This is a genomic window from Bradyrhizobium sp. 1 (assembly GCF_023073315.1).
Lineage (GTDB): Bacteria > Pseudomonadota > Alphaproteobacteria > Rhizobiales > Xanthobacteraceae > Bradyrhizobium.
In genome coordinates, this window is the sequence record NZ_JADPJH010000018.1 from 285,290 (window position 1) to 310,318 (window position 25,029).

Annotated in this window: 29 protein-coding genes; 19 read left to right on the forward strand and 10 right to left on the reverse strand. The window is 64.2% G+C overall.

Features of this window, described 5'->3' with window-relative positions; all coding sequences use genetic code 11:
* Window positions 1-5 precede the first annotated feature (5 nt).
* Entirely contained in the window at window positions 6-782 is a 777-nt protein-coding gene (lepB, locus tag IVB29_RS13790; RefSeq protein ID WP_247503910.1) for a signal peptidase I, read from the reverse strand.
* A complete protein-coding gene (gene tldD, locus IVB29_RS13795; RefSeq protein ID WP_247503911.1) occupies window positions 779-2,206 on the reverse strand; it encodes a metalloprotease TldD in 1,428 nt (475 codons plus the stop codon). The genes lepB and tldD overlap by 4 nt, the downstream gene beginning before the upstream one ends.
* An 89-nt stretch (window positions 2,207-2,295) precedes the next feature.
* On the opposite strand from tldD, the gene IVB29_RS13800 reads away from it, so the two are divergent.
* A complete protein-coding gene (locus tag IVB29_RS13800) occupies window positions 2,296-2,784 on the forward strand; it encodes a GNAT family N-acetyltransferase (RefSeq protein ID WP_247504311.1) in 489 nt (162 codons plus the stop codon).
* 16 nt (window positions 2,785-2,800) lie between these two features.
* On the opposite strand, the gene IVB29_RS13805 is transcribed toward IVB29_RS13800, so the two are convergent.
* Entirely contained in the window at window positions 2,801-3,346 is a 546-nt protein-coding gene (locus IVB29_RS13805; protein ID WP_247503912.1) for an invasion associated locus B family protein, read from the reverse strand.
* A 446-nt stretch (window positions 3,347-3,792) separates the two neighbouring features.
* Between IVB29_RS13805 and coxB the strand changes: the two genes are divergently transcribed.
* The 9 genes from coxB (at window position 3,793) to IVB29_RS13850 (ending at window position 10,828) form a co-directional block, all read left to right on the forward strand.
* Entirely contained in the window at window positions 3,793-4,632 is an 840-nt protein-coding gene (gene coxB / locus IVB29_RS13810; RefSeq protein ID WP_247503913.1) for a cytochrome c oxidase subunit II, read from the forward strand.
* A gap of 88 nt (window positions 4,633-4,720) precedes the next feature.
* A complete protein-coding gene (gene ctaD, locus IVB29_RS13815) occupies window positions 4,721-6,346 on the forward strand; it encodes a cytochrome c oxidase subunit I (RefSeq protein WP_092026928.1) in 1,626 nt (541 codons plus the stop codon).
* 60 nt (window positions 6,347-6,406) lie between these two features.
* Window positions 6,407-7,351 (forward strand): heme o synthase, encoded by a 945-nt coding sequence (locus IVB29_RS13820; protein WP_247503914.1) that lies wholly within the window; start codon window positions 6,407-6,409, stop codon window positions 7,349-7,351.
* Entirely contained in the window at window positions 7,348-7,524 is a 177-nt protein-coding gene (locus IVB29_RS13825) for a CoxF protein (protein WP_092026932.1), read from the forward strand. Before IVB29_RS13820 ends, IVB29_RS13825 begins: the two co-directional genes overlap by 4 nt.
* 5 nt (window positions 7,525-7,529) lie before the next feature.
* Window positions 7,530-8,162, forward strand: coding sequence for a cytochrome c oxidase assembly protein (locus tag IVB29_RS13830; protein ID WP_247503915.1), 633 nt, complete (start codon window positions 7,530-7,532; stop codon window positions 8,160-8,162).
* 77 nt (window positions 8,163-8,239) lie between these two features.
* Complete coding sequence (locus IVB29_RS13835) at window positions 8,240-9,097, forward strand: cytochrome c oxidase subunit 3 (protein WP_247503916.1); 858 nt, start codon at window positions 8,240-8,242, stop codon at window positions 9,095-9,097.
* Between the two features lie 96 nt (window positions 9,098-9,193).
* Window positions 9,194-9,595: a DUF983 domain-containing protein gene (locus tag IVB29_RS13840; protein WP_247324638.1), complete on the forward strand. Its 402-nt coding sequence runs from the start codon at window positions 9,194-9,196 to the stop codon at window positions 9,593-9,595.
* Window positions 9,592-10,344, forward strand: coding sequence for an SURF1 family protein (locus tag IVB29_RS13845; RefSeq protein ID WP_247503917.1), 753 nt, complete (start codon window positions 9,592-9,594; stop codon window positions 10,342-10,344). Before IVB29_RS13840 ends, IVB29_RS13845 begins: the two co-directional genes overlap by 4 nt.
* Window positions 10,345-10,462: 118 nt before the next feature.
* Complete coding sequence (locus IVB29_RS13850) at window positions 10,463-10,828, forward strand: nuclear transport factor 2 family protein (RefSeq protein ID WP_247503918.1); 366 nt, start codon at window positions 10,463-10,465, stop codon at window positions 10,826-10,828.
* A 97-nt stretch (window positions 10,829-10,925) separates the two neighbouring features.
* Here IVB29_RS13850 and IVB29_RS13855 read toward each other — a convergent pair whose 3' ends face one another.
* Entirely contained in the window at window positions 10,926-12,266 is a 1,341-nt protein-coding gene (locus tag IVB29_RS13855) for a histidine kinase (protein WP_247503919.1), read from the reverse strand.
* Window positions 12,267-12,352: 86 nt separating this feature from the next.
* On the opposite strand from IVB29_RS13855, the gene IVB29_RS13860 reads away from it, so the two are divergent.
* The 5 genes from IVB29_RS13860 (at window position 12,353) to IVB29_RS13880 (ending at window position 17,681) form a co-directional block, all read left to right on the forward strand.
* Entirely contained in the window at window positions 12,353-12,997 is a 645-nt protein-coding gene (locus tag IVB29_RS13860) for a response regulator transcription factor (RefSeq protein ID WP_008139927.1), read from the forward strand.
* A 569-nt stretch (window positions 12,998-13,566) separates the two neighbouring features.
* Window positions 13,567-14,985, forward strand: coding sequence for a threonine synthase (gene thrC / locus IVB29_RS13865; RefSeq protein WP_247503920.1), 1,419 nt, complete (start codon window positions 13,567-13,569; stop codon window positions 14,983-14,985).
* Window positions 14,982-16,271 carry a pitrilysin family protein gene (locus tag IVB29_RS13870; RefSeq protein ID WP_247503921.1) on the forward strand — a complete coding sequence of 430 codons (1,290 nt, stop codon included), beginning with the start codon at window positions 14,982-14,984 and terminating at the stop codon, window positions 16,269-16,271. The genes thrC and IVB29_RS13870 overlap by 4 nt, the downstream gene beginning before the upstream one ends.
* 39 nt (window positions 16,272-16,310) lie before the next feature.
* The gene (locus IVB29_RS13875; protein WP_247503922.1) at window positions 16,311-16,898 is read left to right on the forward strand and encodes a GNAT family protein; all 588 of its coding nucleotides are present in this window, start codon (window positions 16,311-16,313) and stop codon (window positions 16,896-16,898) included.
* A gap of 162 nt (window positions 16,899-17,060) precedes the next feature.
* Complete coding sequence (locus IVB29_RS13880) at window positions 17,061-17,681, forward strand: hypothetical protein (protein ID WP_247503923.1); 621 nt, start codon at window positions 17,061-17,063, stop codon at window positions 17,679-17,681.
* A gap of 203 nt (window positions 17,682-17,884) precedes the next feature.
* On the opposite strand, the gene IVB29_RS13885 is transcribed toward IVB29_RS13880, so the two are convergent.
* The 5 genes from IVB29_RS13885 to IVB29_RS13905 all read right to left on the reverse strand — a co-directional run bounded on the left by IVB29_RS13885 (window position 17,885) and on the right by IVB29_RS13905 (window position 20,519).
* On the reverse strand, window positions 17,885-18,370 hold the full coding sequence (locus IVB29_RS13885; RefSeq protein ID WP_247503924.1) for an ATP F0F1 synthase subunit B: 486 nt from the start codon (window positions 18,368-18,370) through the stop codon (window positions 17,885-17,887).
* Between the two features lie 5 nt (window positions 18,371-18,375).
* Window positions 18,376-18,939: a F0F1 ATP synthase subunit B' gene (locus tag IVB29_RS13890; protein WP_247503925.1), complete on the reverse strand. Its 564-nt coding sequence runs from the start codon at window positions 18,937-18,939 to the stop codon at window positions 18,376-18,378.
* Window positions 18,940-18,999: 60 nt separating this feature from the next.
* Window positions 19,000-19,230, reverse strand: a complete 231-nt coding sequence (locus IVB29_RS13895) for a F0F1 ATP synthase subunit C (RefSeq protein WP_007599451.1) — start codon at window positions 19,228-19,230, stop codon at window positions 19,000-19,002.
* Window positions 19,231-19,283: 53 nt separating this feature from the next.
* On the reverse strand, window positions 19,284-20,033 hold the full coding sequence (locus tag IVB29_RS13900) for a F0F1 ATP synthase subunit A (protein ID WP_247503926.1): 750 nt from the start codon (window positions 20,031-20,033) through the stop codon (window positions 19,284-19,286).
* A 111-nt stretch (window positions 20,034-20,144) separates the two neighbouring features.
* Window positions 20,145-20,519 carry an AtpZ/AtpI family protein gene (locus tag IVB29_RS13905; RefSeq protein WP_247503927.1) on the reverse strand — a complete coding sequence of 125 codons (375 nt, stop codon included), beginning with the start codon at window positions 20,517-20,519 and terminating at the stop codon, window positions 20,145-20,147.
* 75 nt (window positions 20,520-20,594) lie between these two features.
* Here IVB29_RS13905 and IVB29_RS13910 point away from each other — a divergent pair, with 75 nt between their 5' ends.
* From IVB29_RS13910 to IVB29_RS13920, 3 genes are read left to right on the forward strand one after another with little or no spacing between them, the layout of a single operon-like run.
* Entirely contained in the window at window positions 20,595-20,837 is a 243-nt protein-coding gene (locus IVB29_RS13910; protein WP_247503928.1) for a hypothetical protein, read from the forward strand.
* A gap of 41 nt (window positions 20,838-20,878) precedes the next feature.
* Window positions 20,879-21,415, forward strand: a complete 537-nt coding sequence (locus IVB29_RS13915; RefSeq protein WP_247503929.1) for a hypothetical protein — start codon at window positions 20,879-20,881, stop codon at window positions 21,413-21,415.
* Window positions 21,416-21,459: 44 nt separating this feature from the next.
* Window positions 21,460-21,933 carry a secondary thiamine-phosphate synthase enzyme YjbQ gene (locus IVB29_RS13920; protein ID WP_247503930.1) on the forward strand — a complete coding sequence of 158 codons (474 nt, stop codon included), beginning with the start codon at window positions 21,460-21,462 and terminating at the stop codon, window positions 21,931-21,933.
* A 66-nt stretch (window positions 21,934-21,999) separates the two neighbouring features.
* Here the strand turns inward: IVB29_RS13920 and IVB29_RS13925 are convergent, their stop codons facing one another.
* Window positions 22,000-23,685: an MFS transporter gene (locus tag IVB29_RS13925; protein ID WP_247503931.1), complete on the reverse strand. Its 1,686-nt coding sequence runs from the start codon at window positions 23,683-23,685 to the stop codon at window positions 22,000-22,002.
* Window positions 23,686-23,986: 301 nt separating this feature from the next.
* Here IVB29_RS13925 and IVB29_RS13930 point away from each other — a divergent pair, with 301 nt between their 5' ends.
* Entirely contained in the window at window positions 23,987-24,658 is a 672-nt protein-coding gene (locus IVB29_RS13930) for a response regulator transcription factor (RefSeq protein WP_247503932.1), read from the forward strand.
* Window positions 24,659-25,029: the final 371 nt, after the last annotated feature.

Below are 25,029 nucleotides of genomic sequence, written 5' to 3' on the forward strand. Positions count from 1 at the left end.
CTGGCTCAATGCACGGCGGTGAAGAACCGCGCGGGCCTGAAACCGGACAGCCAGGTCCAGACCGGCTGGCTGCGCATGCCGAGGTCCCAGGAGCCGAGCACGGCATCGGCGCGACCGACCAGATTGTCGACGGGCAACAGCCCGACGCCGCCGGAGCGCAACGGCACGCGGCTGTCGGCGGAGTTGTCGCGGTTATCGCCGAGCACGAAGAGATGGCCAGGGGGCACCGTCACTTCCTGCGTGTTGTCGAGCGGGCCGTTGTCGCGCATCTTGAAGATCAGATGCGAGACGCCGTTCGGCAGCGTCTCGACATAGCGGTAGGCGGGCTCGCTGCCGCCATTGTCGTCCTCGGCGGCGCCAACGCCGTCCGGCTTCAACTCGGCGGGGCGGTCGTTGATGAAAAGCTGGCCCTGACGCATCTGGATGCGGTCACCGGGAAGTCCCACCACGCGCTTGACCCACGCCTGCGAGCGATCGCCGGGCCAGCGGAACACCACGACGTCACCCTGCTTCGGCGTTTCGGCGAAGACGCGACCGGTCTCGGGCAGGTTGATCTGGATCGGCAGCGACGAGGTGCCGTAGCCATAGGGGAATTTCGAGGCGAGCAGGGCGTCGCCGATCAAGAGCGTCGGCTCCATCGAGCCCGACGGCACGTAGAACGGCTCGGCGAGCGCGCCCTTGGCGATGAACACGGCGGCGACGATGCCGGCGAGCTGCATCAGCTGGCCGGCCCAGCCGCTGCTCTTCCGCTTGGGAGCGACAGTTACCTTCTCAACGCTCATGCGCCCGTTCCACCCACCGTAATGCGTTCCATCAGAAGTGACGGCTGGCCGACACCGACCGGCACGCCCTGACCGTTCTTACCGCAGGTGCCGATGCCGGTATCCAGCGCGAGGTCGTTGCCGATCATTCGGATGCGATGCAGGTCCGTCGGCCCGTTGCCGATCAGCATGGCGCCTTTCAGCGGCGCGCCGATCTTGCCGTTCTCGATCTTGTAGGCCTCGGTGCACTGGAAGACGTATTTGCCCGAGGTGATGTCGACCTGTCCGCCGCCGAAATTCGCGGCAAACACGCCGTTCTTGACCGAGGCGAGAATCTCGGCCGGGTCGCGGTCGCCCGCGAGCATGTAGGTGTTGGTCATGCGCGGCATCGGCACATGGGCATAGCCCTGGCGGCGGCCGTTGCCGGTCGGCTTCATGTTCATCAGCCGCGCGTTCTGGCGGTCCTGCATGTAGCCGACGAGGACGCCGTCCTCGATCAGCACGGTGCGGTTGGTCGGCGTGCCCTCGTCGTCGATCGACAGCGAGCCGCGGCGCGAGGCAATGGTGCCGTCGTCGACCACGGTGACGCCCTTGGCCGCGACCTGCTGGCCCATCAGGCCGGCGAACGCGGAGGTCTTCTTGCGGTTGAAGTCGCCCTCGAGGCCGTGGCCGACCGCTTCATGCAGCATCACGCCGGGCCAGCCCGCGCCGAGCACGACGTCCATCTCGCCGGCGGGGGCGGGGATCGATTCCAGGTTGACCAGCGCCTCGCGCAACGCTCCGTCGGCGGCGTCGCGCCAGTTCTTGCTCTCGATGAATTCGGCATAGCCGGCACGGCCGCCATAGCCCTTGCTGCCGCTCTCCTGGCGGTCGCCCTGGCCGGCGACGACCGAAACATTCACGCGCACGAGCGGGCGGATGTCGCGATAGCTTTCGCCGTCGGGCCGCAGGATCTCGACGACCTGCCAGGTCGCGCCCAGGCTGACGCTGACCTGCCGCACCCGCGGATCCTTGTCGCGCAGATAAGCGTCGATCTCGGCGAGCAGCTTGACCTTGGTCTCGAAGCCCGGCGCATCCAGCGGATTTTCGTCATTATAGAGTCGCACATTGGTATGCGCTGGCGGCGCCGCAAAGCTGCCGGAATAGCCACCGCGGACGGCTGCGACCGCGTCGGCGGCGCGAATCAGCGCCGGCAGCGACACGTCTGATGAATGCGCGTAGCCGACCGCGTCGTCCTTGACGGCGCGCAGGCCAAAACCCTGCGAGGTGTCGTAGGTCGCCTGCTTCAGCCGCCCGTTGTCGAACATCAGCGCTTCGGTCTGGCTGTATTCCAGGAACAATTCGCCGTCGTCGGCACCGGCAAGCCCGCGCGCGAGCTCGTTGCGAACCTGGTCGCGGTCGAGATTGGCACGGTCGAGCAGGGAGGTTGTGGCAGGGTTGGTCATCGATCACCCATTGTCGGAGAGATGTCAGGCAAGATAATGGCTTCCCGGCCGTTCGGCGAGAGGGCGGACCGTCACATTACGGAAACGACATGATTGAAATCATTGCGATATCCGAAGGGCACATCGAAAGCTTCCACCGCGCGCTCGATACGGTTGCGCGGGAGCGGCGCTATTTGGCCTTCCTCGAGGCGCCTCCGATCGAATCCACGCGGGCCTTCGTTCTGGACAACATCGCGAGGGGCTATCCGCAGTTTGTAACGATTTCGGCGGGGGAGGTGGTTGGCTGGTGTGACGTGGTTCGCAAGGCGCGGCCGGTTCATGCACATGGCGGCGTGCTCGGGATCGCCTTGCTGCCAGCGTTCCGGCGGCAGGGGCTTGGCGAGAGGCTGATGCTCAGGGCTCTCGATGCGGCAAAGGCGTTTGGATTCCGTCGCGTCGAGCTGACGGTCCGGCGCGACAACGCCAACGCGATCGTGCTGTACAAGAAGGTTGGGTTTGAAGTCGAGGGATGTCAGCGCGCTGCCGTTCAGGTTGACGGCGTTCTCCACGACGTCGTGATGATGTCCGTGCTGTTCTGAGGCTCAACCCGCCGCCCTACGGCAGCTTGTCATACCCCTCGCCGAGCCCGTTCAGGCTGAGCGGGAAGCCGATTCCCTCTTCCGGGGTTTCGAAGATGATGAAGGTCGCCGTCTTGGCAGTGCGGAGCTGGCCGAGCAGCTTGTCGTCCATGACAACCTCGGCGACGCAGCCATTGGGCAGGCAGCGGACGAAGCCGGCACGGCCGACGTCCTGGTTATCGAGCTTGAGGCCGAGGCCGGAGGGCAGGAGGACGCCGAGCGGGGCGACCACGCGCATCAGGCGGCTCTTCTGATCGGCGGTCTTGAGCACGATCACGGTCAGGCCGGCATTGGAGCGGTCTTCGGCCACCACGCTCTGGATCAGGGCGCATTGCTCGGTCTGGGCGCCCGGCGGGGTGTCGCAGCGGATCTGCCAGTCGCCATGGACGGAGCGCACCGCGCCCTGCGCATGGGCGGGGACGGGCAAGAACACGAACAAGACAAGGAAGAGGGCGGCGGCCAGGAGGCCGATCAGCGCGTTGAGGCTGCTATCCGGCCTTGCCATGCATCTCGAAAGCCCCATCGGGGTCGGTCCCTCTGCTCGCTTGGGTCGCTTGCGCGGGTGGACTGATACGGAAATGACGGCGTCTTGAAGGCAATTCCCAAGCAAATCCCGCGCCGCCGAGGCCGCTACCGCCGGCACGAATCAGGTTCCGCCGCGGCCGTTCGCCAGTGCCTACAACGGGCAATTCCGCTGTCAAGCCGCGGCATCCCGGGAAACGGTATTTTTGTCTGATCTTACTAGGAAATATCTTGCGGGTGATGGCTGACAGACCGACCTCAAGACTGCATTGCGATAGATCAAGAATTATGGTTTGAGAGGCTTGATTTCGGCGTTCTCACGATCTGGCCCCAATTCCTCTTAGAGGTATTCTTGCGTGGCGGTTTGTCAGACGGGCGGATCGAATAAGCGTTTCCCAAAAATAGGGGAATGCACTTGGGGTGATTTCGTAAGGGGAGCGCGACGGCATGACGATGTCGATGGGCCGGGTCGGCCGGCACTTGCTGGGATTGGCCGTGGCGGGTCTGACGCTGGCGACGAGCGGTGCGGCATTCGCCGAGCTCGGGCAACCGGCGGCGTGGGAGTGGACGCTTCAGCAATCCGCTTCCCCGGTGATGGACAATATCGTCTGGTTCCACAATTTCCTGTTCGTGCTGATCACCCTGATTACGCTGTTCGTTCTGGCGTTGCTGGTGATCGTGGTGATGAAATTCAACGCGAAGGCCAATCCGGTGCCGTCGCGGACCACGCACAATACGCTGATCGAGGTGGCGTGGACGCTCGTTCCGGTGCTGATCCTGGTCGGTATCTCGGTGCCGTCGTTCCGCCTGCTCTTCCTTGAGCTTGACGTGCCGAAGGCGGATATCACCATCAAGGCGACCGGCAAGCAGTGGTACTGGTCCTATGCCTACCCGGATAACGGCAAGTTCGAGTTCGATTCGCTGATGGCGGCGGACAAGCAGCCCCGCCTGCTCGGCGTCGACAACGAGATGGTGGTGCCGGTCAACAAGGTGATTCGTGTCCAGGTCACCGGCGCGGACGTCATCCACGCCTTCGCGCTGCCGGCTTTCGGCGTCAAGATCGACGCCATTCCGGGCCGGCTGAACGAGACCTGGTTCAAGGCCACCAAGGTCGGCATGTTCTACGGCCAGTGCTCGGAGCTCTGCGGCAAGGACCACGCCTTCATGCCGATCGCGATTCGCGTCGTGGAGGACAAGGAGTTCGCCTCCTGGGTCGAGACGGCGAAGAAGAAATATGCGAGCGGCGGCACCAGCAGTTACGCCTCCGCGGCCGGCCCGACGCAGTAAGCGCCGGGTGGCGGCTCGAGGGGACTGAAAGCGATATAAAGGGCGGGACCGCATAAGGTCCGCATGGGACGCAAGGCAGGATTTGAAAATGGCAACGAGCGCAGCGGCACACGGCGATCACGCGCAAGACCACGGACATGACGAACACGCCCATCCGACCGGATGGCGGCGCTACGTCTATTCGACCAACCACAAGGACATCGGCACGATGTACCTGATCTTCGCGGTCATCGCCGGCGTCATCGGTGCCGCGATGTCGATCGCGATCCGTGCCGAGTTGATGTATCCGGGCGTGCAGATATTCCACGAGACGCACACCTATAACGTCTTCGTGACCTCTCACGGCCTGATCATGATCTTCTTCATGGTCATGCCCGCGATGATCGGCGGCTTCGGCAACTGGTTCGTGCCGCTGATGATCGGCGCGCCCGACATGGCGTTCCCGCGCATGAACAACATCTCGTTCTGGCTGCTGCCGGCCTCCTTCGCGCTGCTGCTGATGTCGACCTTCGTCGAGGGCGAGCCGGGTGCCAACGGCGTCGGCGCCGGCTGGACCATGTACGTGCCGCTGTCGAGCTCGGGTCATCCGGGCCCGGCCGTCGACTTCGCGATCCTGTCGCTGCATCTGGCGGGTGCATCGTCGATCCTCGGCGCCATCAACTTCATCACCACGATCTTCAACATGCGCGCGCCGGGCATGACCCTGCACAAGATGCCGCTGTTCGTGTGGTCGATCCTGGTGACGGTGTTCCTGCTGCTGTTGTCGCTGCCGGTGCTCGCCGGTGCGATCACGATGCTGCTCACCGACCGCAATTTCGGCACGTCGTTCTTCAACCCCGAAGGCGGCGGCGACCCCGTGCTGTTCCAGCATCTGTTCTGGTTCTTCGGTCACCCCGAGGTGTACATCCTGATCCTGCCCGCCTTCGGCATGGTCAGCCAGATCGTCTCGACCTTCTCGCGCAAGCCCGTGTTCGGCTATCTCGGCATGGCCTACGCCATGGTCGCGATCGGTGGCATCGGCTTCGTGGTGTGGGCGCACCACATGTACACGGTCGGCATGTCCTCGGCGACGCAGGCCTATTTCGTCGCTGCGACGATGGTCATCGCGGTTCCGACCGGCGTGAAGATCTTCTCGTGGATCGCCACGATGTGGGGCGGCTCGATCGATTTCCGCGCGCCGATGATCTGGGCGGTGGGCTTCATCTTCCTGTTCACCGTCGGCGGCGTCACCGGCGTCGTGCTGGCGAATGCGGGCGTCGACCGCGTGCTGCAGGAGACCTATTACGTCGTCGCCCACTTCCACTACGTGCTGTCGCTCGGTGCGGTGTTCGGGATCTTCGCCGGCTGGTACTATTGGTTCCCGAAGATGTCGGGCTACATGTACAACGAGACGCTGGCCAAGGCGCACTTCTGGGTCACCTTCATCGGCGTCAATCTGGTGTTCTTCCCGCAGCACTTCCTCGGCCTGTCGGGCATGCCGCGCCGCTATGTCGACTATCCCGACGCGTTCGCGGGCTGGAACCTGGTCTCGTCGGTGGGCTCCTACATCTCCGGCTTCGGCGTGCTGATCTTCCTCTACTGCGTGATCGACGCCTTCGCGAAAAAGGTGCCGGCCGGCGACAATCCGTGGGGTGCAGGTGCGACCACGCTGGAATGGACGCTGCCCTCGCCGCCGCCTTTCCATCAGTTCGAAGTGCTGCCCCGCGTGCAGTAATCAATCTCCTGCGGCGCCCGTGACGGGCGCCGCAGCTCTACAACAAAGCGAGTCAAACTAGTGTCCGTCCTCGACCACAACGCCATCGATCTCAATCCCCGCATCTCCGAAGCGGAGGTTGGCGACTATCTCGCGCTGCTCAAGCCGCGGGTAATGTCGCTGGTGATCTTCACCGCGCTGGTCGGGATGGCGATGGCGCCCGGGCATTTCCACTGGGTGCTGGCGATCACCTCGCTGCTCTGCATCGCGGTCGGTGCCGGCGCTTCCGGCGCCCTCAACATGGCGCTGGAAGGTGACATCGACGCCAAGATGTTGCGCACGGCGAACCGGCCGATTCCGCGTGGCCGCATCACCCGCCCCGAAGCGATGACGTTCGGCATGACGCTCGCCTTCTTCTCGGTGATGACGCTCGGCATCCTCGTCAACTGGATCGCGGGCGCGCTGCTCGCCTTCACCATCTTCTTCTACGTCGTGATCTACACGATCGGCCTGAAGCGCTGGACCGCGCAGAACATCGTGATCGGCGGCGCCGCCGGCGCGCTGCCGCCGGTGGTGGCCTGGGCCGCGGTCACAGGCACGGTCGACGTCGAGCCGCTGCTGCTGTTCGCCATCATCTTCTTCTGGACCCCGCCGCATTTCTGGGCGCTGGCGCTGTTCCGCTCCGACGATTACGCGCGCGCCGGCATTCCGATGCTGCCCAACGTCGCCGGCCCCGACGCGACGCGTCTCCAGATCCTGCTCTACACCATCGTGCTGATCGCGGTTGCCGCCGCGCCCTGGGCGCTCGGCTATTTCGATGCCGTCTACGGTGTCGTTTCGCTGATCCTCGGTGCCGGCATGCTGGTGCTCGCCATCAACGTCTATCTGCGCCGCGAGCGCAGCCAATCGCTGCGTGCGACGCGAAAACTGTTTGCCTTCTCGATCCTGTATCTGTTCGCGCTGTTCGCGACCTTGCTGGCCGAGGTCGTGTACCGGGCGCTTGCTCCGATGGTTGGGGGCGCATGATCGCGGAGATGGCCGACAAACCCGAGATAGATGGAATCGTCCTCACCGAGGCGCAGAAGAAGAGCCGTCGTCAGCGCTCCATTGCGATTGCTTTGGCGCTCGGCGTGCTCGTGGTGTTGTTCTTCGCCGTCACCATGGTCAAGGGACCGGCAGTTCTAATCCGGCCGATGTAGGGAAGATGGATCGAGAGCCCACCATGTCGCGGGATCAGAGCCGTAAGGCCAGCAAAGGTATCGGCCGCGATGTGCTGGTCGCCTCGATCTGCGGCGGCGTGGTCGCGCTGATGGTCGGCGCCTCCTACGCGGCGGTGCCGTTCTACAACTGGTTCTGCCGCGCCACCGGCTTCAACGGCACCACCCAGGTCGCGACCTCCGCGCCCGCGACCGGGCCGATCGCGCGAAAAATCGCGGTGCGCTTCGATTCCAATGTCGCACCCGGCCTGCCCTGGAAGTTCGAGCCGGAGCAGAACGAGATCGAGGTCAATATCGGCCAGGTCGTGACGGTCTTTTACACCGTGACCAACCAGGCCGCGCGGACCACCGCAGGCCAAGCCGCCTACAACGTCGCGCCGCTGACGGTCGGGTCGTACTTCCAGAAGATCAACTGCTTCTGTTTCACCGAGCAGACCATGGCGCCCGGCGAGAAGCGGGAGATGCCGGTCGTGTTCTATGTCGATCCGTCGATTGCCGCCGATCACGAGAACGACGGGCTGAACACCATCACGCTGTCCTACACGTTCTATCCGGTGAAGGATCCGGTGGTGAAGCCGCTGGCATCGGGCGACGACGACAAACGCAAGGGAAATCTCTGATCGCGGGCTCACGGCCCAGGGGTTGGTTCTAAGGGGATAAGTGCCGGACAGGCACGGGATTGAGGAGAGAGACGGCAATGGCCACAGCGCAAGGCAAACATCACGACTACCATCTGGTCGATCCCTCGCCGTGGCCGGTCGTCGGCTCTATCTCGGCCTTCATCATGGCGGTCGGCGCGATTACCTGGATGCACCATATGTTCTCGGCTGCGCCGATCATCTTCGGTGTCGGCACCATCGGCGTGCTCTACACCATGGCGAGCTGGTGGGGCGATGTGATCAAGGAAGCCCAGTACAAGGGCGACCACACCCGCGTCGTGCAGATCAGCCACCGCTACGGCATGATCCTGTTCATCGCCTCCGAGGTGATGTTCTTCGTTGCCTGGTTCTGGGCCTATTTCAATGCGGCGCTATTCCCGGCCGATCCCGTTCATATGACCCGCGAAGCCCTGTTCGGCGGTGTATGGCCGCCGAAAGGTATCGAGACCTTCGATCCCTGGCATCTGCCGCTGCTCAACACGCTGATCCTGCTGACGTCAGGCACCACGGTAACCTGGGCGCACCACGCGCTGCTCGAGAACGATCGCCAGGGCCTGAAATACGGCCTGATCATCACCGTCGTGCTCGGCGCGCTCTTTACCTGCGTGCAGGCCTATGAGTACAGCCACGCGGCGTTCTCGTTCGCCGGCAACGTCTACGGCGGGACCTTCTTCATGGCGACCGGCTTCCATGGCTTTCATGTCCTGGTCGGCACCATCTTCCTGCTGGTCTGCCTGTTTCGCGCTTACGCCGGCCACTTCACGCCGACGCAGCACCTCGGCTTCGAGTTCGCCGCCTGGTACTGGCACTTCGTCGACGTGGTCTGGCTGTTCCTGTTCCTCTGCATCTATGTGTGGGGACACGGCGCAGAGGCCATGGCGCACGGCGCGCACTGAGCCGCGACTGATCGATCAGAAAGGGCGGCCACAGGGCCGCCCTTTCGCTTTTCGGCCGCCGGAAGCCTTGGTGAAAACTGTGATAGAGTCCGCGACATGAACGACACTGCCGGCCCGTCCGAGCCCGAGACCACCGTCCTGCAAAGCGCGCTGCGCGGGCTTGCCTGCAAATGCCCACGCTGCGGCCAGGGTAAGCTCTATGCGGGCTTCCTGACGCTCGCGCCGTCCTGCGACCGCTGCGGCCTCGACTATGCATTCATCGACACTGGCGACGGTCCGGCGATTTTCATCATCATGCTGGCCGGCGCGATCGTGGTCGGCTGCGCGCTCGTCGTCGAGGTCAAATACCAGCCGCCGTACTGGCTGCACGCGGTGTTGTGGCTGCCGTTGATCCTCGCCACCACGCTCTTGCCGCTGCGTGCGATGAAGTCGCTTCTGATTGCGCTGCAATTCCATCACAAGGCGGCACCGGGCCGGCTGGTCGACCGCGCGAAATGAACGAGACTGCGCGCAAGCCTCGCGTGGCCGGCTTCGCGCTGTTCACGCTTTTCCTGGCCGCGGTGTGCGTCGCGCTCGGCGTCTGGCAATTGCAGCGCCGGACCGCCAAGCACGAGCTGGTCGCGGCACTCACCGAGCGTCTCGCCGAGGCCCCCATCGCGCTGCCGCCGCCTTCGCAATGGGCAGCGCTCAATCCCGCGCGCGACGAATTCCGCCGTGTCAGCTTCACCGCGACCTATGCGCCGCTGCCCGATGCGATGGTCTATTCGTCCGGGTCCGCCGTGCGCAAGGATGCTTCAGGTCCCGGCACCTGGGCGTTCCTGCCGGCGCGGCTTCCGACCGGGGAGACGGTCGTGATCGATGCGGGCTTCGTCGAGAACACGATGCAGGACCGCAGCGTCGAGGACCGCGCGGTGAAGAAGCTCGTGACGGGCCAGCCCGTCGCGCTCACCGGCTATCTTCGTTTTCCGGAAGCCGCAGCCTGGATGACGCCGGCGGCGAGCCGCGACAAGCGGCTGTGGTTCGTGCGCGATCATCTCGCGATCGCGACCGCACTGGGCTGGGGCGCAGTTGCGCCGTTCTACGTCGATCTCGAGCGGCCAACGCCCGAGAACGGCATCCCGCGTCCGGGTCCGCTCGACGTGCATCTGAAAGACGACCATTTGCAATACGCCATCACCTGGTTCGCGCTCGCGGGCGCGGTGCTGATTGCATTCGGCGTCTGGGTGAGGGGACGTCGCTTGATCTGAATTTGTCCGTAAGTTCCCGGAGGGAACCCGGTATCGCCCGGGGTTTATTATTCAGCACATATTCACGAGGGTGATCCTAAGTCGCACACAAATCTTCGCGGCAGACAGGATGTTGGCGTTGAGCGATTTCGATCAGATGGGAATTGTCGTCGACTGGGTGGACGCCTGCCGGAAGGGCGACCTTGCGACGCTGCTGGACCTCTATGCAGACGATGCCCAGGTTGAATGCACCTGCAACGGCACGCGACGCTATCGCGGACGACGCGAGCTCGAAACCTATTGGGGGCCGCGGCTCAGCGCATTCTCGTCGGCCGGCTTCGGCCTGGAAGAGATCAATCCCGCGCCGAACGGCGTCGATCTCGAATATTCCGTCGCGGGATCGCTGCGCATTCACGCCTCGTTTCGCTTCAGTGCCGAAGGCAAGATCTACAGCACGCTGTGCACGCCGGCACGGCAGAATCCGCCGGATGGTTGCGCGTGCTAAAGCGCGATGAGATTGGGATGAATCGTCATCGCGCTTTAGGTTGTTGTTTGCGCATGATCTTTTCGGAAAACCGCTTCGCACTTTTCCGGATCATGCTTTAGCGGGATACCGGCTCGTCTCCCCTCGTCTCCATTGGCAGACGACAGCGCACATAGGTCCGTTCATCCGCACGCAGTAGTGACAGTGATCCGCTGAGCGCGCGGACGCGCTCATGCATCCCGGTCAGGCCCCGGCCGAAGACATTGTCGGCGGGAAAGCCGCCGCCGTCGTCGGATATCTCGATCGCGAGCGCCTCGCCCGCGATGCTCGCCTGCACATGCGCATTGCCTGCTGCGGCATGGCGCAGCACGTTGGTCAGCGCCTCCTGGATCACGCGATAAACGGTCTGCGCCAGCGGCCCGGCGATCTCGTTGAGGTCCGGATCGAGTGTGGCCGTCAGGCTGATCTGGGGCGCTTGTCTGCGAAAATTCTGGAGCAGCGTCTGTACGCTGCTCCCGAGCCCCAATTCCTCGATGTAGAGCGGCCGCAGCCGGTCGAGGATGCGGCGGTTGGTCTGCTGGAGCGCCTCGACCGACCGCATTATCTCCTGCGCCGATTTGCCGAGATTTCCCACTGGCGGCGAGGCTTCGCTCAACGCGATCGTGCCGGCGCGGATGCTGAACAGGAGTGGGCCCAGCTCGTCATGCAATTCGCGGGCAAGATCGCGCCGCTCGTTGTCCTGGAGCGAGACCAGGCGGTGCAGCAGGTCGCGATTGTCCTGACTCAATTGTGCGAGCGTCGTGGCCAGCGCATTGGCCTCTTCGCAGCTCTGCCGGATTTCCGGCGGCCCTGCGACCGGGATCGGCGTTGCGTAGTCGCCGCGCCGTATGCGGGTGAGGCCTTCGCCGAGATGTTGCAGCGGTCGCAGGGCCGATCCTGCGAAAATGTAAGCAATGGTACCGGTGAGCACCATCAGTACGGCGACGAGGCCGGTCAGCGCGAGGAAGCCGATCCACTTTTCGAACAGGTCGGCCGACAGGTCCGGCAGGAATACGATATCGCCGACCCTCTTGCCATCAATGACCACCGGGGAGGCAGCGTCCATGTCCGGTATGGTCAGGAGGTCGACGAACCATTGCGGAACCGCCTGAAGATTGCGCATGCCGTCTCGCGGGGACGGAGTAGGACCTGATTCGATAGAACGGAATTGAATATCGGAGGAGACGCCCAGGGACAGGACAAATGCGTCGAGCGTCTTCTGCGGATTGTCCGAGGCGCGCAGAGTGTTGTTGAGCGCAGCGGCGACGGACCTGGTCGAACGTCGAGCAGGCTCGTTCTCCTCGGCCAGCTGACCGGTTGCAAAAAGCTGCAGCAATATGCCGCCCATCACAAGCGCCGCGACAAACATCACGCCGAGCGGGAGAAACAGTTGCGTCCTGAAGGGGAGCCGTTGCCACATTAGGTCAATTCTAACGCGTATGGGCGCGATTTGCTCTTTCCATTTGTTCCCGCCGGTCTATGAGTCAAAAAACAAGAGAGCGCGCGATGCAAGATACCGCCAAGCCGGCGACTAGGGTCCTGATCGTCGACGACCATCCCGTGGTGCTGTCAGGTTGCCGCACCCTTTTCGCATCCGACCATTCGATCCGCATCGACGAGGCGACGGACGCCAAATCCGGACATCGCGCCTATATCAGCAAGCGGCCCGACGTCACCGTGATCGACATCAGCCTGCCCGATGTCTCCGGCTTCGAGCTGATGCGGAGGATCCGCAAGGACGATCCCGATGCCAAGATCATCATGTTCAGCATGAACGACGATCCGGCCTTCGTGGTGCGGGCGGTCGAACTCGGGGCGCAGGGTTACGTCTCCAAGGGTGACGATCCCAGGATCCTGCTGAAAGCGGTGCGCAAGGTGGTCGCAGGTGACAATTTTATCTCGCCGCAGCTCGCGGAAGCCGTGACGTTCTCCGGCGCTGCGATCAAGGCCAATCCGGCCTCGCAAATGACGCCGCGGGAGCTTGAAATTCTCCGCCTGCTCGGCCGGGGCGACAAGATCGTCGAGGTCGCCGAGGCGCTTGGCATCTCCTACAAGACCGTGGCTAACACCACCTCCCTGCTCAAGCAGAAGCTAGGGGCCAAGAACCACTCCGATCTGATCCGGATTGCGGTGGAAATCGGCATGAATTGACACCCCGGACGCCCAGGCACTGGCGGCCTGAGCACCGAACCGGCTGCTCCAGGATGCTGCCGGTTCGGTGGGGGCGGAGTGGTCTCGGCGTGCAGCCGGGCAATGCATGGACACCGCCGATACCATCCGCCGACACAATCGGCCGAGGCGGCAAACGTTCCTGAAACGGCTCAAGATGTCGGGAAAAAGTAGCATCGCAGGCGTGTTCCTCGCCCCGCTGCGTTGGCGAAAGCTGAAACGCATCGGGAAAAACAGGAACATCTTCCCCCCATCGTCGTTTTCGCCCTTGACGATTTCGTGACAGGCGACGAAAGCTTGGCTCGACAGTTTTAGCGGGCAAGCGCCCCGGACAAGCCAAACTGGTCTGCACACATCAACGACAGACCTTCCAAGAGAGGGCTGCGGCATCGCCGCAGCCTTTTTCGTTGGAGAGCTCCGGCCGCGAAGCGGTTTCCCGATGCCGCAAAACGCTTTATGGTGGCTGAAAGCCTCTGGCTGTTGACAAGTAGTTTCATAAAATCAAAGGCTTATGGGTCGAGCTTCGGCGCGGCCGGCCTTTGGAGGGCAGTTTGACTCGTTATATCTCGACCCGGGGCGAGGCCCCCGAACTTGGCTTCTGCGACGTGATGCTGACCGGGCTCGCCCGCGACGGCGGCCTGTATGTGCCGGCGACGTGGCCGCAGCTTTCGACTGAAGCCATCGCCGGCTTCTTCGGCCGCCCCTATTGGGAGGTCGCGGTCGACGTGATCCGTCCCTTCACCGGCGGCGAGATTTCGGACGCCGAGCTCGGCCGCATGGCCAACGAGGCCTATGCCACGTTCCGCCATCCGGCCGTGGTGCCGCTGCGCCAGTTGTCTCCGCACCAGTTCGTGCTGGAGCTGTTCCACGGCCCGACGCTCGCCTTCAAGGACGTGGCGATGCAGCTGATCTCCCGGCTGATGGACCATGTGCTGGCCAAGCGCGGCCAGCGCACCACCATCGTGGTCGCGACGTCAGGCGACACCGGCGGCGCCGCGGTCGATGCCTTTGCAGGGCTCGAGAACGTCGATCTCATCGTGCTGTTTCCGCACGGCCGCATCTCCGAAGTGCAGCGGCGAATGATGACGACGACGGGCGCGGCGAACGTTCATGCGCTCGCCATCGAAGGCAATTTCGACGACTGCCAGGCGCTCGTGAAGGGCATGTTCAACAACCATCGCTTCCGCGATGCGACCTCGCTGTCCGGCGTCAATTCCATCAACTGGGCCCGGATCGTCGCCCAGGTGGTCTACTATTTCACCTCCGCCGTTGCCGTCGGCGCGCCGGCGCGCGCCGTCGACTTCGTCGTGCCGACCGGCAATTTCGGCGATATCTTTGCCGGCTATGTCGCCAAGCGCATGGGTCTTCCGGTGCGGACGCTGCGTATCGCCGCCAACGTCAACGACATCCTCGCCCGCACGCTCAAGACCGGCATTTACGAGGTGCGCGAGGTGCATGCCACTGCGTCGCCGTCGATGGACATCCAGATTTCCTCGAATTTCGAGCGGCTGATGTTCGAGGCCGGCCGGCGCGATGCCGCCGGCGTGCGCCGTCTGATGGAGCAGCTCAAGCAGTCCGGGCGCTTCGTGCTGCCCGACGCAACGCTCGCCGCGATCCGCGAGGAGTTCGACGCAGGCCGTGCCGACGAGACCGAGACTGCGGCTGCGATCCGCGCCGCCTGGCGCGAGGCGGGCGAACTGGTCGATCCCCATACTGCGGTGGCGCTCGCTGTCGCCGACCGCGACACCACCGACACCACCGTGCCCAGCATCGTGCTCTCCACCGCCCATCCGGCCAAATTTCCCGATGCCGTCGACGCGGCCTGCGGCCAGCGGCCGCAACTGCCGGCCTGGCTCGATGGTCTCATGACCAAATCCGAACACATGAAGGTGATGAAGAACGATCAGGCCGAGGTCGAGCGGTTCGTGCTGTCGGTCAGCCGCGCCGCAAAACAGGGAGTTACCGGATGAGCGTCGAGATTTCCAAACTTGCCTCCGGCCTGACCGTCGTCACCGACAAGATGCCACATCTCGAGACCGCGTCGCTCGGCGTCTGGGCGGGCGTCGGCGGACGCGACGAGAAGCCGAACGAGCACGGCATTTCGCATCTGCTTGAACATATGGCGTTCAAGGGCACGACCAAGCGCACCTCGCGCGAGATCGTCGAGGAGATCGAGGCGGTCGGCGGCGATCTCAATGCCGGCACCTCGACCGAGACCACGTCCTATTACGCGCGGGTGCTGAAGGCCGACGTGCCGCTCGCGCTCGACGTGCTTGCCGATATCCTGGCCAATCCCGCTTTCGAGCCCGACGAGCTCGAGCGCGAGAAAAACGTCATCGTGCAGGAGATCGGTGCCGCGCAGGACACGCCCGACGACGTCGTGTTCGAGCATCTCAACGAGCTCTGCTATCCCGACCAGCCGATGGGCCGTTCGCTGCTCGGCACCGCCAAGACCTTGCGCGCTTTCAACCGCGACTCGCTGCGCGATTATCTGTCGACGCATTATCGCGGCCCCGACATGGTGGTGGCTGCGGCCGGCGCGGTCGATCACAAGCAGGTGGTCGCCGAGGTCGAGAATCGCTTTTCGAGTTTCGAGGGGACGCCGGGCCCGAAGCCGCAAGCCGCCATGTTCGGTAAGGGCGGTACCAAGGTGGTGCATCGCGAGCTCGAGCAGGCGCATCTGACGCTGGCGCTGGAGGGCGTGCCTCAGGGCGACCTGTCGCTGTTCTCGCTCCAGGTCTTCACCAACATCCTCGGCGGCGGAATGTCGTCGCGGCTGTTCCAGGAGGTCCGCGAGAAACGCGGCCTCTGCTACTCCATCTACTCGTTCCACGCGCCCTATACCGACACCGGTTTCTTCGGCCTCTACACCGGCACCGATCCGGCCGACGCGCCGGAGATGATGGAAGTCGTGGTCGACATCATGAATGACTCGGTGGAGACCCTGACCGAGGGTGAGATCGCGCGGGCCAAGGCGCAGATGAAGGCAGGCCTCCTGATGGCGCTGGAGAGCTGCTCGTCCCGCGCCGAGCAACTCGCCCGGCACGTGCTGGCCTATGGCCGGCCGCAGACGGTGGAGGAACTGGTGGCCCGGATCGACGCCGTCAGCGTCGAATCGACCCGGGATGCCGCGCGTGCACTGCTTTCGCGCAGCCGGCCTGCGGTTGTCGCATTAGGCAGTGGCAGGGGTCTGGACACGGCGGTGTCTTTTGCGGAAGGATTGACGCGGGCACGTGCCAAGGCGCGGCTGCATTAGGAGCCGCGCACGGGCTGATCTGCCCCGGGAAGCATCACCATGGCCCTCTTTCGCCTGCCATCCAGTGGACCTGCCGCCCTCGCGCCGCGCGGCAACGGGCTGTTGCTGCGCGCGCCGCAGATGTCGGACTTTCTGCAATGGGCGCATTTGCGCGAGGCCAGCCGCGATTATTTGACGCCCTGGGAGCCGATCTGGCCGTCGGACGACCTCACCCGGTCCGGCTTCCGCCGCCGGCTGCGCCGCTATTCCGAGGACATCGCCGCGGACCGCTCCTATCCCTTCCTGGTCTTCCGCGAGCTCGATGGCGCCATGGTCGGCGGCATCACGCTGGCCAATGTCCGCCGCGGCATCGTCCAGGCCGGCACCATCGGCTATTGGGTTGGCAAGCCCCATGCCCAGCGCGGCTACATGACGGCGGCGCTCCGGGTGCTGCTGCCGACGCTGTTCGGCGAGCTCAACCTGCACCGGGTCGAGGCCGCCTGCATCCCCACCAATGCGCCTTCGATCCGGGTGCTGGAGAAGTGCGGCTTCTCCCGCGAGGGGCTCGCGCGCCGCTATCTCTGCATCAACGGGGTCTGGCAGGACCATTTGCTGTTCGGCCTGCTGCACGAGGATTTCCGCGGCTGAGCCCGTTCATTCATGTGGCCAAAGTCTCGTCGTGCCGCCTTGCTTGCTGCCTTGGGTTCGCCGATTTTGACGATATAACGCGCATGCCCCGGCGATCGGCCGGACAATTGTCATGGAGTACGGGCGTTGAGAGTGCAGGAGCTTCGGTCATCGCGGAATGCGTTGTGGCGTGGGACGGGGATCGCGCTGGCGGCGTCACTTGCGCTCGCCTCCGTCTCGCCGGTGGCGGCCCAGTCGTTGACCGACCGCTTCAAGGGCCTGTTCGGCGGCAAGTCCGACGAACCGGCCCAGCCCAAGCCGCCGCCTGCGCCCGGGCAGCCGGCCGAGGACGACCTCGACTGCCCACAGGTCACGGTGCGCGCGGGGGCCTCGACCTACGCGGTTGGCGCCACCGGCAAGCCGGCCGTCGGCAATGAGATCCGCTTCCAGGCCTCGATCACCAAGATGGCGCGTGAATGCGCCCGCAGCGCCGAGGGCATCACGGCCCGGGTCGGCATCCAGGGTCGCGTCATCGCCGGTCCCGCCGGTGCGCCTGCCACCGTCGAGGTGCCCTTGCGTATCGCCGTGGTGCACGGCGGTGTCGGCGAGAAGGTGATCGCCTCGAAGGCCTACCGGACCACGGTCGAGATGTCGGAGGGCGGCAGCGTTCCCTTCACCTTCGTCGCCGAGGATCTGTCCTATCCGGTGCCCTCGGCCAAGGATGCCGATTCCTACGTCTTCTATGTCGGCTTCGACCCGCAGGCGCTCGCGCCGGAGCCGAAGGCAAAGCCGAAGAAGAAGTAACGGCGGTCTCGTGCCCCGGACGCGGCGCAGCGCGTAGCGGTGCGACGCAGAGCCGGGGCCCAGACACTGCGAGCGGCATGGGTCCCGGCTCTGCGGAGCAGCGTTGCACGCTGCGCCGCGTCCGGGACAAGAGAGTTCTTCAGGTCAAACAAAATAGCCGGCGCTCATCGCGCCGGCTTTTTGATGGGTGAAGGCGAAATCCCTCAGTTCAGCTTCTGCCGGACCTCGGTGATGCCCTTGGCGAGCAGATCGTCGGCGACCTGGCCCCTGACCGACTGCGACAGGATCGTGGAGGCGGCCTGGACGGCGGCTTCCGCGGCTGCGGCGCGGACATCGGCGAGTGCCTGGGCCTCGGCGAGCGCGATCTTGCCCTCCGCGGTCTTGGTGCGGCGGGCGACGAAGTCTTCCATCTTCGCCTTGGCTTCGGTCGCGATGCGCTCGGCTTCGGACTTGGCGTTGGCGATGATGTCGGCAGCCTCGCGCTCGGCGGTGGCACTGCGCGCCTTGTAGTCGGCAAGCACCTTGGCCGCTTCCTGCTTGAGGCGCGTCGCGTCGTCGAGCTCGGCCTTGATGCGGTCGGCGCGATGGTCGAGCGCAACCATCACCTTCTTGAAGACCCCGAGATAGCCGAACACGACCATCAGGATCACGAAGGCGATGGCGACCCAGGTTTCAGGATCAAAGAACATATCGACTAACCCTTCAAGGACGCATCAACGGCGGCGCTGACCGACGTCGCATCCGGAACGACGCCCGTGAGTTGCTGCACGATTGAGCCGGCTGCATCGGCCGCGATACCGCGGACGTTGCTCATGGCGGTCGCGCGCGTCGCGGCGATGGTCTTCTCCGCTTCGGCGAGCTTGGCCGCCAGCTGCTCTTCCAGAGTCTTGCGCTCGGCGTCCGTCTGCGCGTTCGCCTTGTCGCGGGATTCGTTGCCGATCGCCTGCGCCCGCGAGCGCGCCGAAGCGAGCTCGCCTTCATAAGCCTTCAGCGCCGCGTCGGACTGGTCCCTCAGCGTCTGCGCCTCGGTGAGGTCGCCCTCGATCTTGTTCTGACGCGCCTCGATCGCACCGCCGACCTTCGGCAGAGCGAGCTTGGACACGATCACATAAAGCACGACGAAGAAGATCGCGAGCGACACCAGCTGCGAAGCATAGGTGCTGCTCTCGAACGGCGGAAAACCGCCACCGTGACCGCCTTCGGCCTCGGTGTGGGCGCCCGCCGCCGGACCTTTCGCCCCGCCATGACTCTCAGCCATGGAGTTCTCCTGTTGCTGTCATGCGCGCCGCTTCGGTTGAAGCGGCGCGAAAAGTCGTCCTCAGAGCGGAACGAACAGCAGCAGCAGCGCGATCAGCAGCGAGAAAATGCCGAGCGCTTCGGTCACGGCGAAGCCGAAAATCAGGTTGCCGAACTGGCCCTGAGCAGCCGACGGGTTGCGAACGGCTGCGGCGAGGTAGTTACCGAAGATCACGCCCACGCCGACGCCCGCGCCGCCCATGCCGATGCATGCGATGCCCGCGCCGATAAGTTTTGCTGCTGCCGGATCCATTTTAGACTCCTTGGAAGAAAGATTGGGTTTTGGGTGGAAATTCCCCGGACCGCTTAGTGTCCCGGATGAATGGCGTCGTTGAGGTAGATGCAGGTCAGGATCGCGAACACATAGGCCTGCAGGAACGCGACCAGAATCTCGAGCGCGTACAGCGCGACCGTGAGCGCCAGCGGCAGCACGCCGCCGACCCAGCCAAGGGCGCCGAGCGAGAAGCCGAGCATGGCGACGAAGCCCGCGAACACCTTCAGCGCGATGTGGCCGGCCAGCATGTTGGCGAACAGACGGACGCTGTGGGAGACCGGCCGCAGGAAGAACGACAGGATTTCGATGAACATCACCAGCGGCAGGATGTAGCCGGGGACGCCGTGGGGCACGAAGATCGAGAAGAACTTCGTGCCGTTCTTGGCAACGCCGTAGATCAGGACGGTGAAGAAGACCAGGAGCGCAAGCGCCGCCGTCACGATCAGATGGCTCGAGATCGTGAAGGTGTAGGGAATAATGCCGACCAGGTTCGAGACGCAGATGAACATGAACAGCGAGAAGATCAGCGGGAAGAACTTCATGCCTTCCGAGCCGGCCGTCGAACGGATGGTCGAGGCCACGAACTCGTAGGAGATCTCGGCGACCGACTGAAGGCGCCCTGGAACCAGCTGTGTACCGCTGGCAAGCATCAGGAGCGAGATGATCGCCACCGCCACCAGCATGTAGAGCGATGAATTGGTGAAAGCGATCGTGTGATTGCCGATATGGCCGATCGTGAAGAGAGGCTCGATGTTGAACTGGTGGATCGGATCGATTTTCATCAGCGCGGCATCTCTTGGTCTGCCGGCTAGCCGGCGTGTCTCGGTCTTCCGGCCGGGCCGGCTCGCACCGGCGAAGCCTGTGCGAAAATTCCTCTCCTGTTCGGATCGGCTTTAAGAACCACCGCGCCTGTTCTGACCCGCACCCGCCGTTCTCACCACATTCACCACGCCGGCCACGAAGCCAAGCAGCAGGAACACGATAAACCCGAAAGGCGACGTCGACAGCAAGCGGTCGAAACCCCAGCCAATCCCCGCCCCGACAACGACCCCGGCGACCAACTCGGAGGATAACCGGAATCCAAGCGCCATCGCCGAAGCTCTGGCCGCTCTGTCTTCACCGTCACCTGCGGGTTGCTCGGTCTTGATGTGGCGGCCGCGAAGTTCGGACAACCGCTGATCAAGACTTCCGAGCCGTTCGGAAAGCGCAGCTTCCTCGGGCGATCTATCGCGATCTCCATTCCCGCCGTGTCCCGTGTCTTGAGCCATGCCACGAAGACCAGAAACGCCGCGGTTGAATGGAAATTACGCCCGCCACCCTCAAAAGCCGCGCGGACCATACTGATGGCCTATAATCAAGTCAAGCCAAGTCACGATTGCGTCTCTTTCTGTTATCTATCTGATTTATTTGACGATATTGGCGTGTGCGGCAACGCTGCTCACAGCGTGACGCCGCACCGCAGCAGCTGTGCTCATGATCGGCGGATGCGGCCGCCATTTCGCCGCGCTGCCGGGATCAAACGGGCCGCCGGGATCGTTGGTTTCAGGGCCGTGTTTTTGGCGGCGGCTGGCTTTGCCGAGGTGTAGAATTACGGATGTGCCACCGGCGCGTCGTGGCGGAGAGTGTGATGAGACCAGCGAATTCATCCACAGCATCGTGGTTTGCGGCAGCGGCGCTTGCCGCGGTGATGGCTGTCGGTGGCGGCCTCGTCGCCGCGCAATCCGCGCCCGACAGTGAAAACGGCCGCTACAGCATGACGCCCATCCCCGAGGGCGTGCTGCGGCTCGACACCCGCACCGGCACGGTATCGACCTGCAGCAGGAACGGCACCGGCTGGGCCTGCTACGCGGTGCCCGACGAACGCACCGCGCTCGATGCCGAGATCGGCCGGCTCCAGGCTGAAGTCGAGAAACTGAAGGGACAGCTCGCGGCAGGGCCGACAGTGTCGGGCAAGATCGACGACGCGCTGCCGAAATCCGACCCGCTGAAGAAGGCGGAGCCGCAAGCACGAGAACCAAAGGTCGCCGAGGGCGACCGCAAGCTCGAGATACCGCTGCCCAGCGACCAGGACATGGACCGTGTGATGTCGTTCCTGGAGAAAGCCTGGCGTCGGCTGATCGACATGGCCAACCGCGTGCAGAAGGACGTGTCGGGGAAGATTTGAGGATCCCGCCGCGCTATCCAGGCTGCGACCAATCGAGGCCTTTCATGACATCAGCGAAATCCGTCACCCGCTCGGCACCGTCGTCAGTGCAGGCCACCACGATCGCATCGTCGCTGCTGACTGTGCAGACGCCGGGCCGCGGCTTCACCGATCTCACCAGCGAAGCCGCAAAGTTCATTGCCGAGGTTCACGCCCGCGACGGCGCGTTGACGTTGTTCATCCGTCACACCTCGGCGTCGCTGACGATCCAGGAAAACGCCGACCCTTCCGTTTTAGTCGATCTCACCACCGCGCTCGCACGACTCGCGCCTGAGAATGCCGGGTGGACGCATGATACCGAAGGACCGGACGACATGCCCGCGCACATCAAGTCGATGCTGACGCAGACCTCGCTGCAGGTCCCGGTCCTGAACGGCAGGCTCGCGCTCGGCACCTGGCAGGCGATCTATCTGATCGAGCATCGCGCGCGCCCGCACCGGCGCGAGTTGGTGTTGCAATTCATCGGCAGCAATCAGTAAGGCGCCAAAAGCAAAACCGGCCGCGGAGTGATCCGCGGCCGGTTGCAGAGACGCGTTGCGAAGCGATCAGGTCTTGGTGATGTCGACGTCCTTGGTCTCGGGAACGAAGATCAGGCCGACGATGAAGGTCATCGACGCGATCGCAATCGGGTACCAGAGACCTGCGTAGATGTTGCCCGTGGCGGCCACCAGCGCGACCGCAATCGGCGGCAGCAGACCACCGAACCAGCCGTTGCCGATGTGGTAGGGCAGCGACATCGAGGTGTAACGGATCCGCGTCGGGAACAGCTCCACGAGAGCCGCCGCGATCGGGCCGTACACCATGGTCACGAGGATCGCGAGGTAGGTCAGGACGAGGATCAGCAGCGGCATGTTGATCGCTGCCGGATCGGCGCCCTTGATCGGGTAGCCTGCTTCACCGACCGCCGCCGTCACGGCGCCGGTGAATGCGGTGCGCGCGGCCGCGAAGGCCTTGGGATCGGCGCCGGAGCCGTTCACGGAATCGAACGACTTGTTGCCGACGACGACCTTGGCCAGGCTGCCCGGCGCGCCGGGCTCCAGCTTGAAGTTCACCGACGATGCGATCAGCGCGTTGCGGGCGACGTCGCAGGAGCTGGTGAACACCCGGCCACCGACCGGGTCGAACAGCACGTTGCAGTCCTTCGGGTCGGCGACGACCGACACCGGCGCATTGGCCAGTGCCTTTTCGAGCGCCGGGTTGGCGGCCGTCGTCAGCATGCTGAAGGCGAAATGATAGGTCAGGGCGCCGAGCAAGCAGCCGGCCAGGATGATCGGCTTGCGGCCGATCTTGTCCGAGAGCCAGCCGAAGAACAGAAAGCCGACGGTCGCAATCGCAAGCGCGATGATGAGCGCGATGTCAGCCGAGTTCGCCGGAACCTTGAGCGTATTGACGAGGAAGACGCGTGCGTAGAACTGCCCGCCGTACCAGATCACGGCCTGACCCGCGGTGAGGCCGAACAGGGCGATCAGCGCGTATTTTCCGTTCTGCCAGTTGCCGAAGGATTCCGACAGAGGGGCCTTGGAGCCCTTGCCTTCGTCCTTCATCTTCTGGAACAGCGGCGATTCGGACAGCTGCATGCGGATCCAGATCGAGATGCCGAGCAGCACGATCGAGAGCAGATAGGGATAGCGCCAGCCGCCCGAGAGGCCCGAATCGGCGAATGCTTCGGGGCTCATGCTGTTGCGGACGATGTAGACCACGAGCAGCGACATGAACAAGCCGATCGTCGCGGTGGTCTGAATCCAGGCCGTGTAGAAGCCGCGACGCCCCTGCGGTGCATGCTCGGCCACATAGGTTGCCGCGCCACCGTACTCGCCGCCGAGGGCGAGACCTTGCAGAAGACGCAGGCCGATGAGGATGGTCGGGGCCAGCCAGCCGATCGTCTGGTAGCCCGGCGTCAAGCCGACCAGGAAGGTCGACATGCCCATGATGGTGATGGTGACGAGGAAGGTGTATTTGCGGCCGACGAGATCGCCGACCCGGCCGAACACCAGCGCGCCGAGGGGGCGAACCAGGAAGCCCGCCGAGAACGTCAGCAGCGCGAAGATGAACTGCGTGTTGGCGTCGAATGCGGAGTAGAACGCCTTGCCGATCTGGGCTGCGGTCCATCCGTACAGATAGAAATCATACCATTCGAACACGGTACCGAGTGAAGATGCGAAGATGACCTTCTTCTCTTCGCCGGTCATCCCCCGCGCCCCGACGCCGCCGGCGGCCGCTGCCATTGTCATAGTTCTCACTCCCCGAATATCGTTTCCTCGCGTCCCGGATGTCCGGAGCGTCCGGATCAACCTGGGTCTTGCCCGCAAGGTAACATCGGCGTGAAACTGGCCCCAATACGACTTTCGGCCTTGCGCACTGACGCGCAGCTGACGGCCCGGGGATCAGGCGCCGGTGCATGGCCGCGAAGGTTGCGGATTAACCCCTTTCCCGCAAAGGAATAATGTGCCTTGCATGCCACGGCCGCTCGGGGAAGAATTGACCCGCCGCGGATCGACTCGCCGGCCGGTCGCGAACGACAGCAAGAGAACGATGAGCGCTCCTTCGACCCATCTCGTCATTGCCGATGATCATCCCTTGTTCCGCGATGCGCTGCGGCAGGCGGTGGCGGGCGTCCTGCCTTCGGCGAGGATCGACGAGGCCGGATCGTTCGAGGATCTGACCAAGCTGCTGGAACAGACCTCCGACGTCGATCTGGTCCTGCTCGACCTCTCGATGCCCGGGATCTCCGGCTTTTCCGGCCTCATCTATCTGCGCGCGCAATATCCGGCGATCCCAGTGGTGATCGTTTCGGCCTCCGACGACAGCGCCACGATCCGCCGCTCGCTCGATTTCGGTGCTTCCGGTTTCATCCCAAAGCGATTCGGCGTCGAGACCTTGCGCGACGCCATCCTCAAGGTGATGGAGGGCGACGTCTGGGTTCCCGCCGACACCGACCTGTCGGCCGCCGCCGACCCCGACATGACCAAGCTGCGCGACCGCCTGGTGACGCTGACGCCGCAGCAGGTCCGGGTGCTGATGATGCTGTCGGAAGGGCTGCTCAACAAGCAGATCGCCTATGAGCTCGGTGTCTCCGAAGCAACCATCAAGGCGCACGTCTCGGCGATCCTGCAAAAGCTCGGCGTCGAGAGCCGGACGCAAGCCGTGATCGCCGCGGCGAAGATCGCCGGCGGCCAGTGGAAGCAGGGCACCCCGACGGGGTGAGCCAACCACCAGCGCTTGCGCTGCCCGCCGGGCAAAACACCCAAGCGACGGGTCAATCGGCGCGGCGTAAAATATTCCACTTTACCGAAATTCGGTTTTGGCGTATGTATCGCCCATCCCGGCTCATCCTTGAGGGGCGATCTCGTTGTCGTCTTGATTGCGAGCCGGGCTTGCGGTGGACGCGGCAGCGTCGGCACGAAACGGTGCGGGTAGGGCGGGTAGTCCCTGTGAGCTCGAAACCGCGTGCGGACGAGCGGCGCTGCTAGGCTTCGTCTCGTCTGTAAGTTTCCGGCCTCCGTCGACGGGGCTGGGAATACTGCGGCGACATGGCGGGCCGTGCGTACGGCAAAACCGTGTGGTCCTGGCCGTCG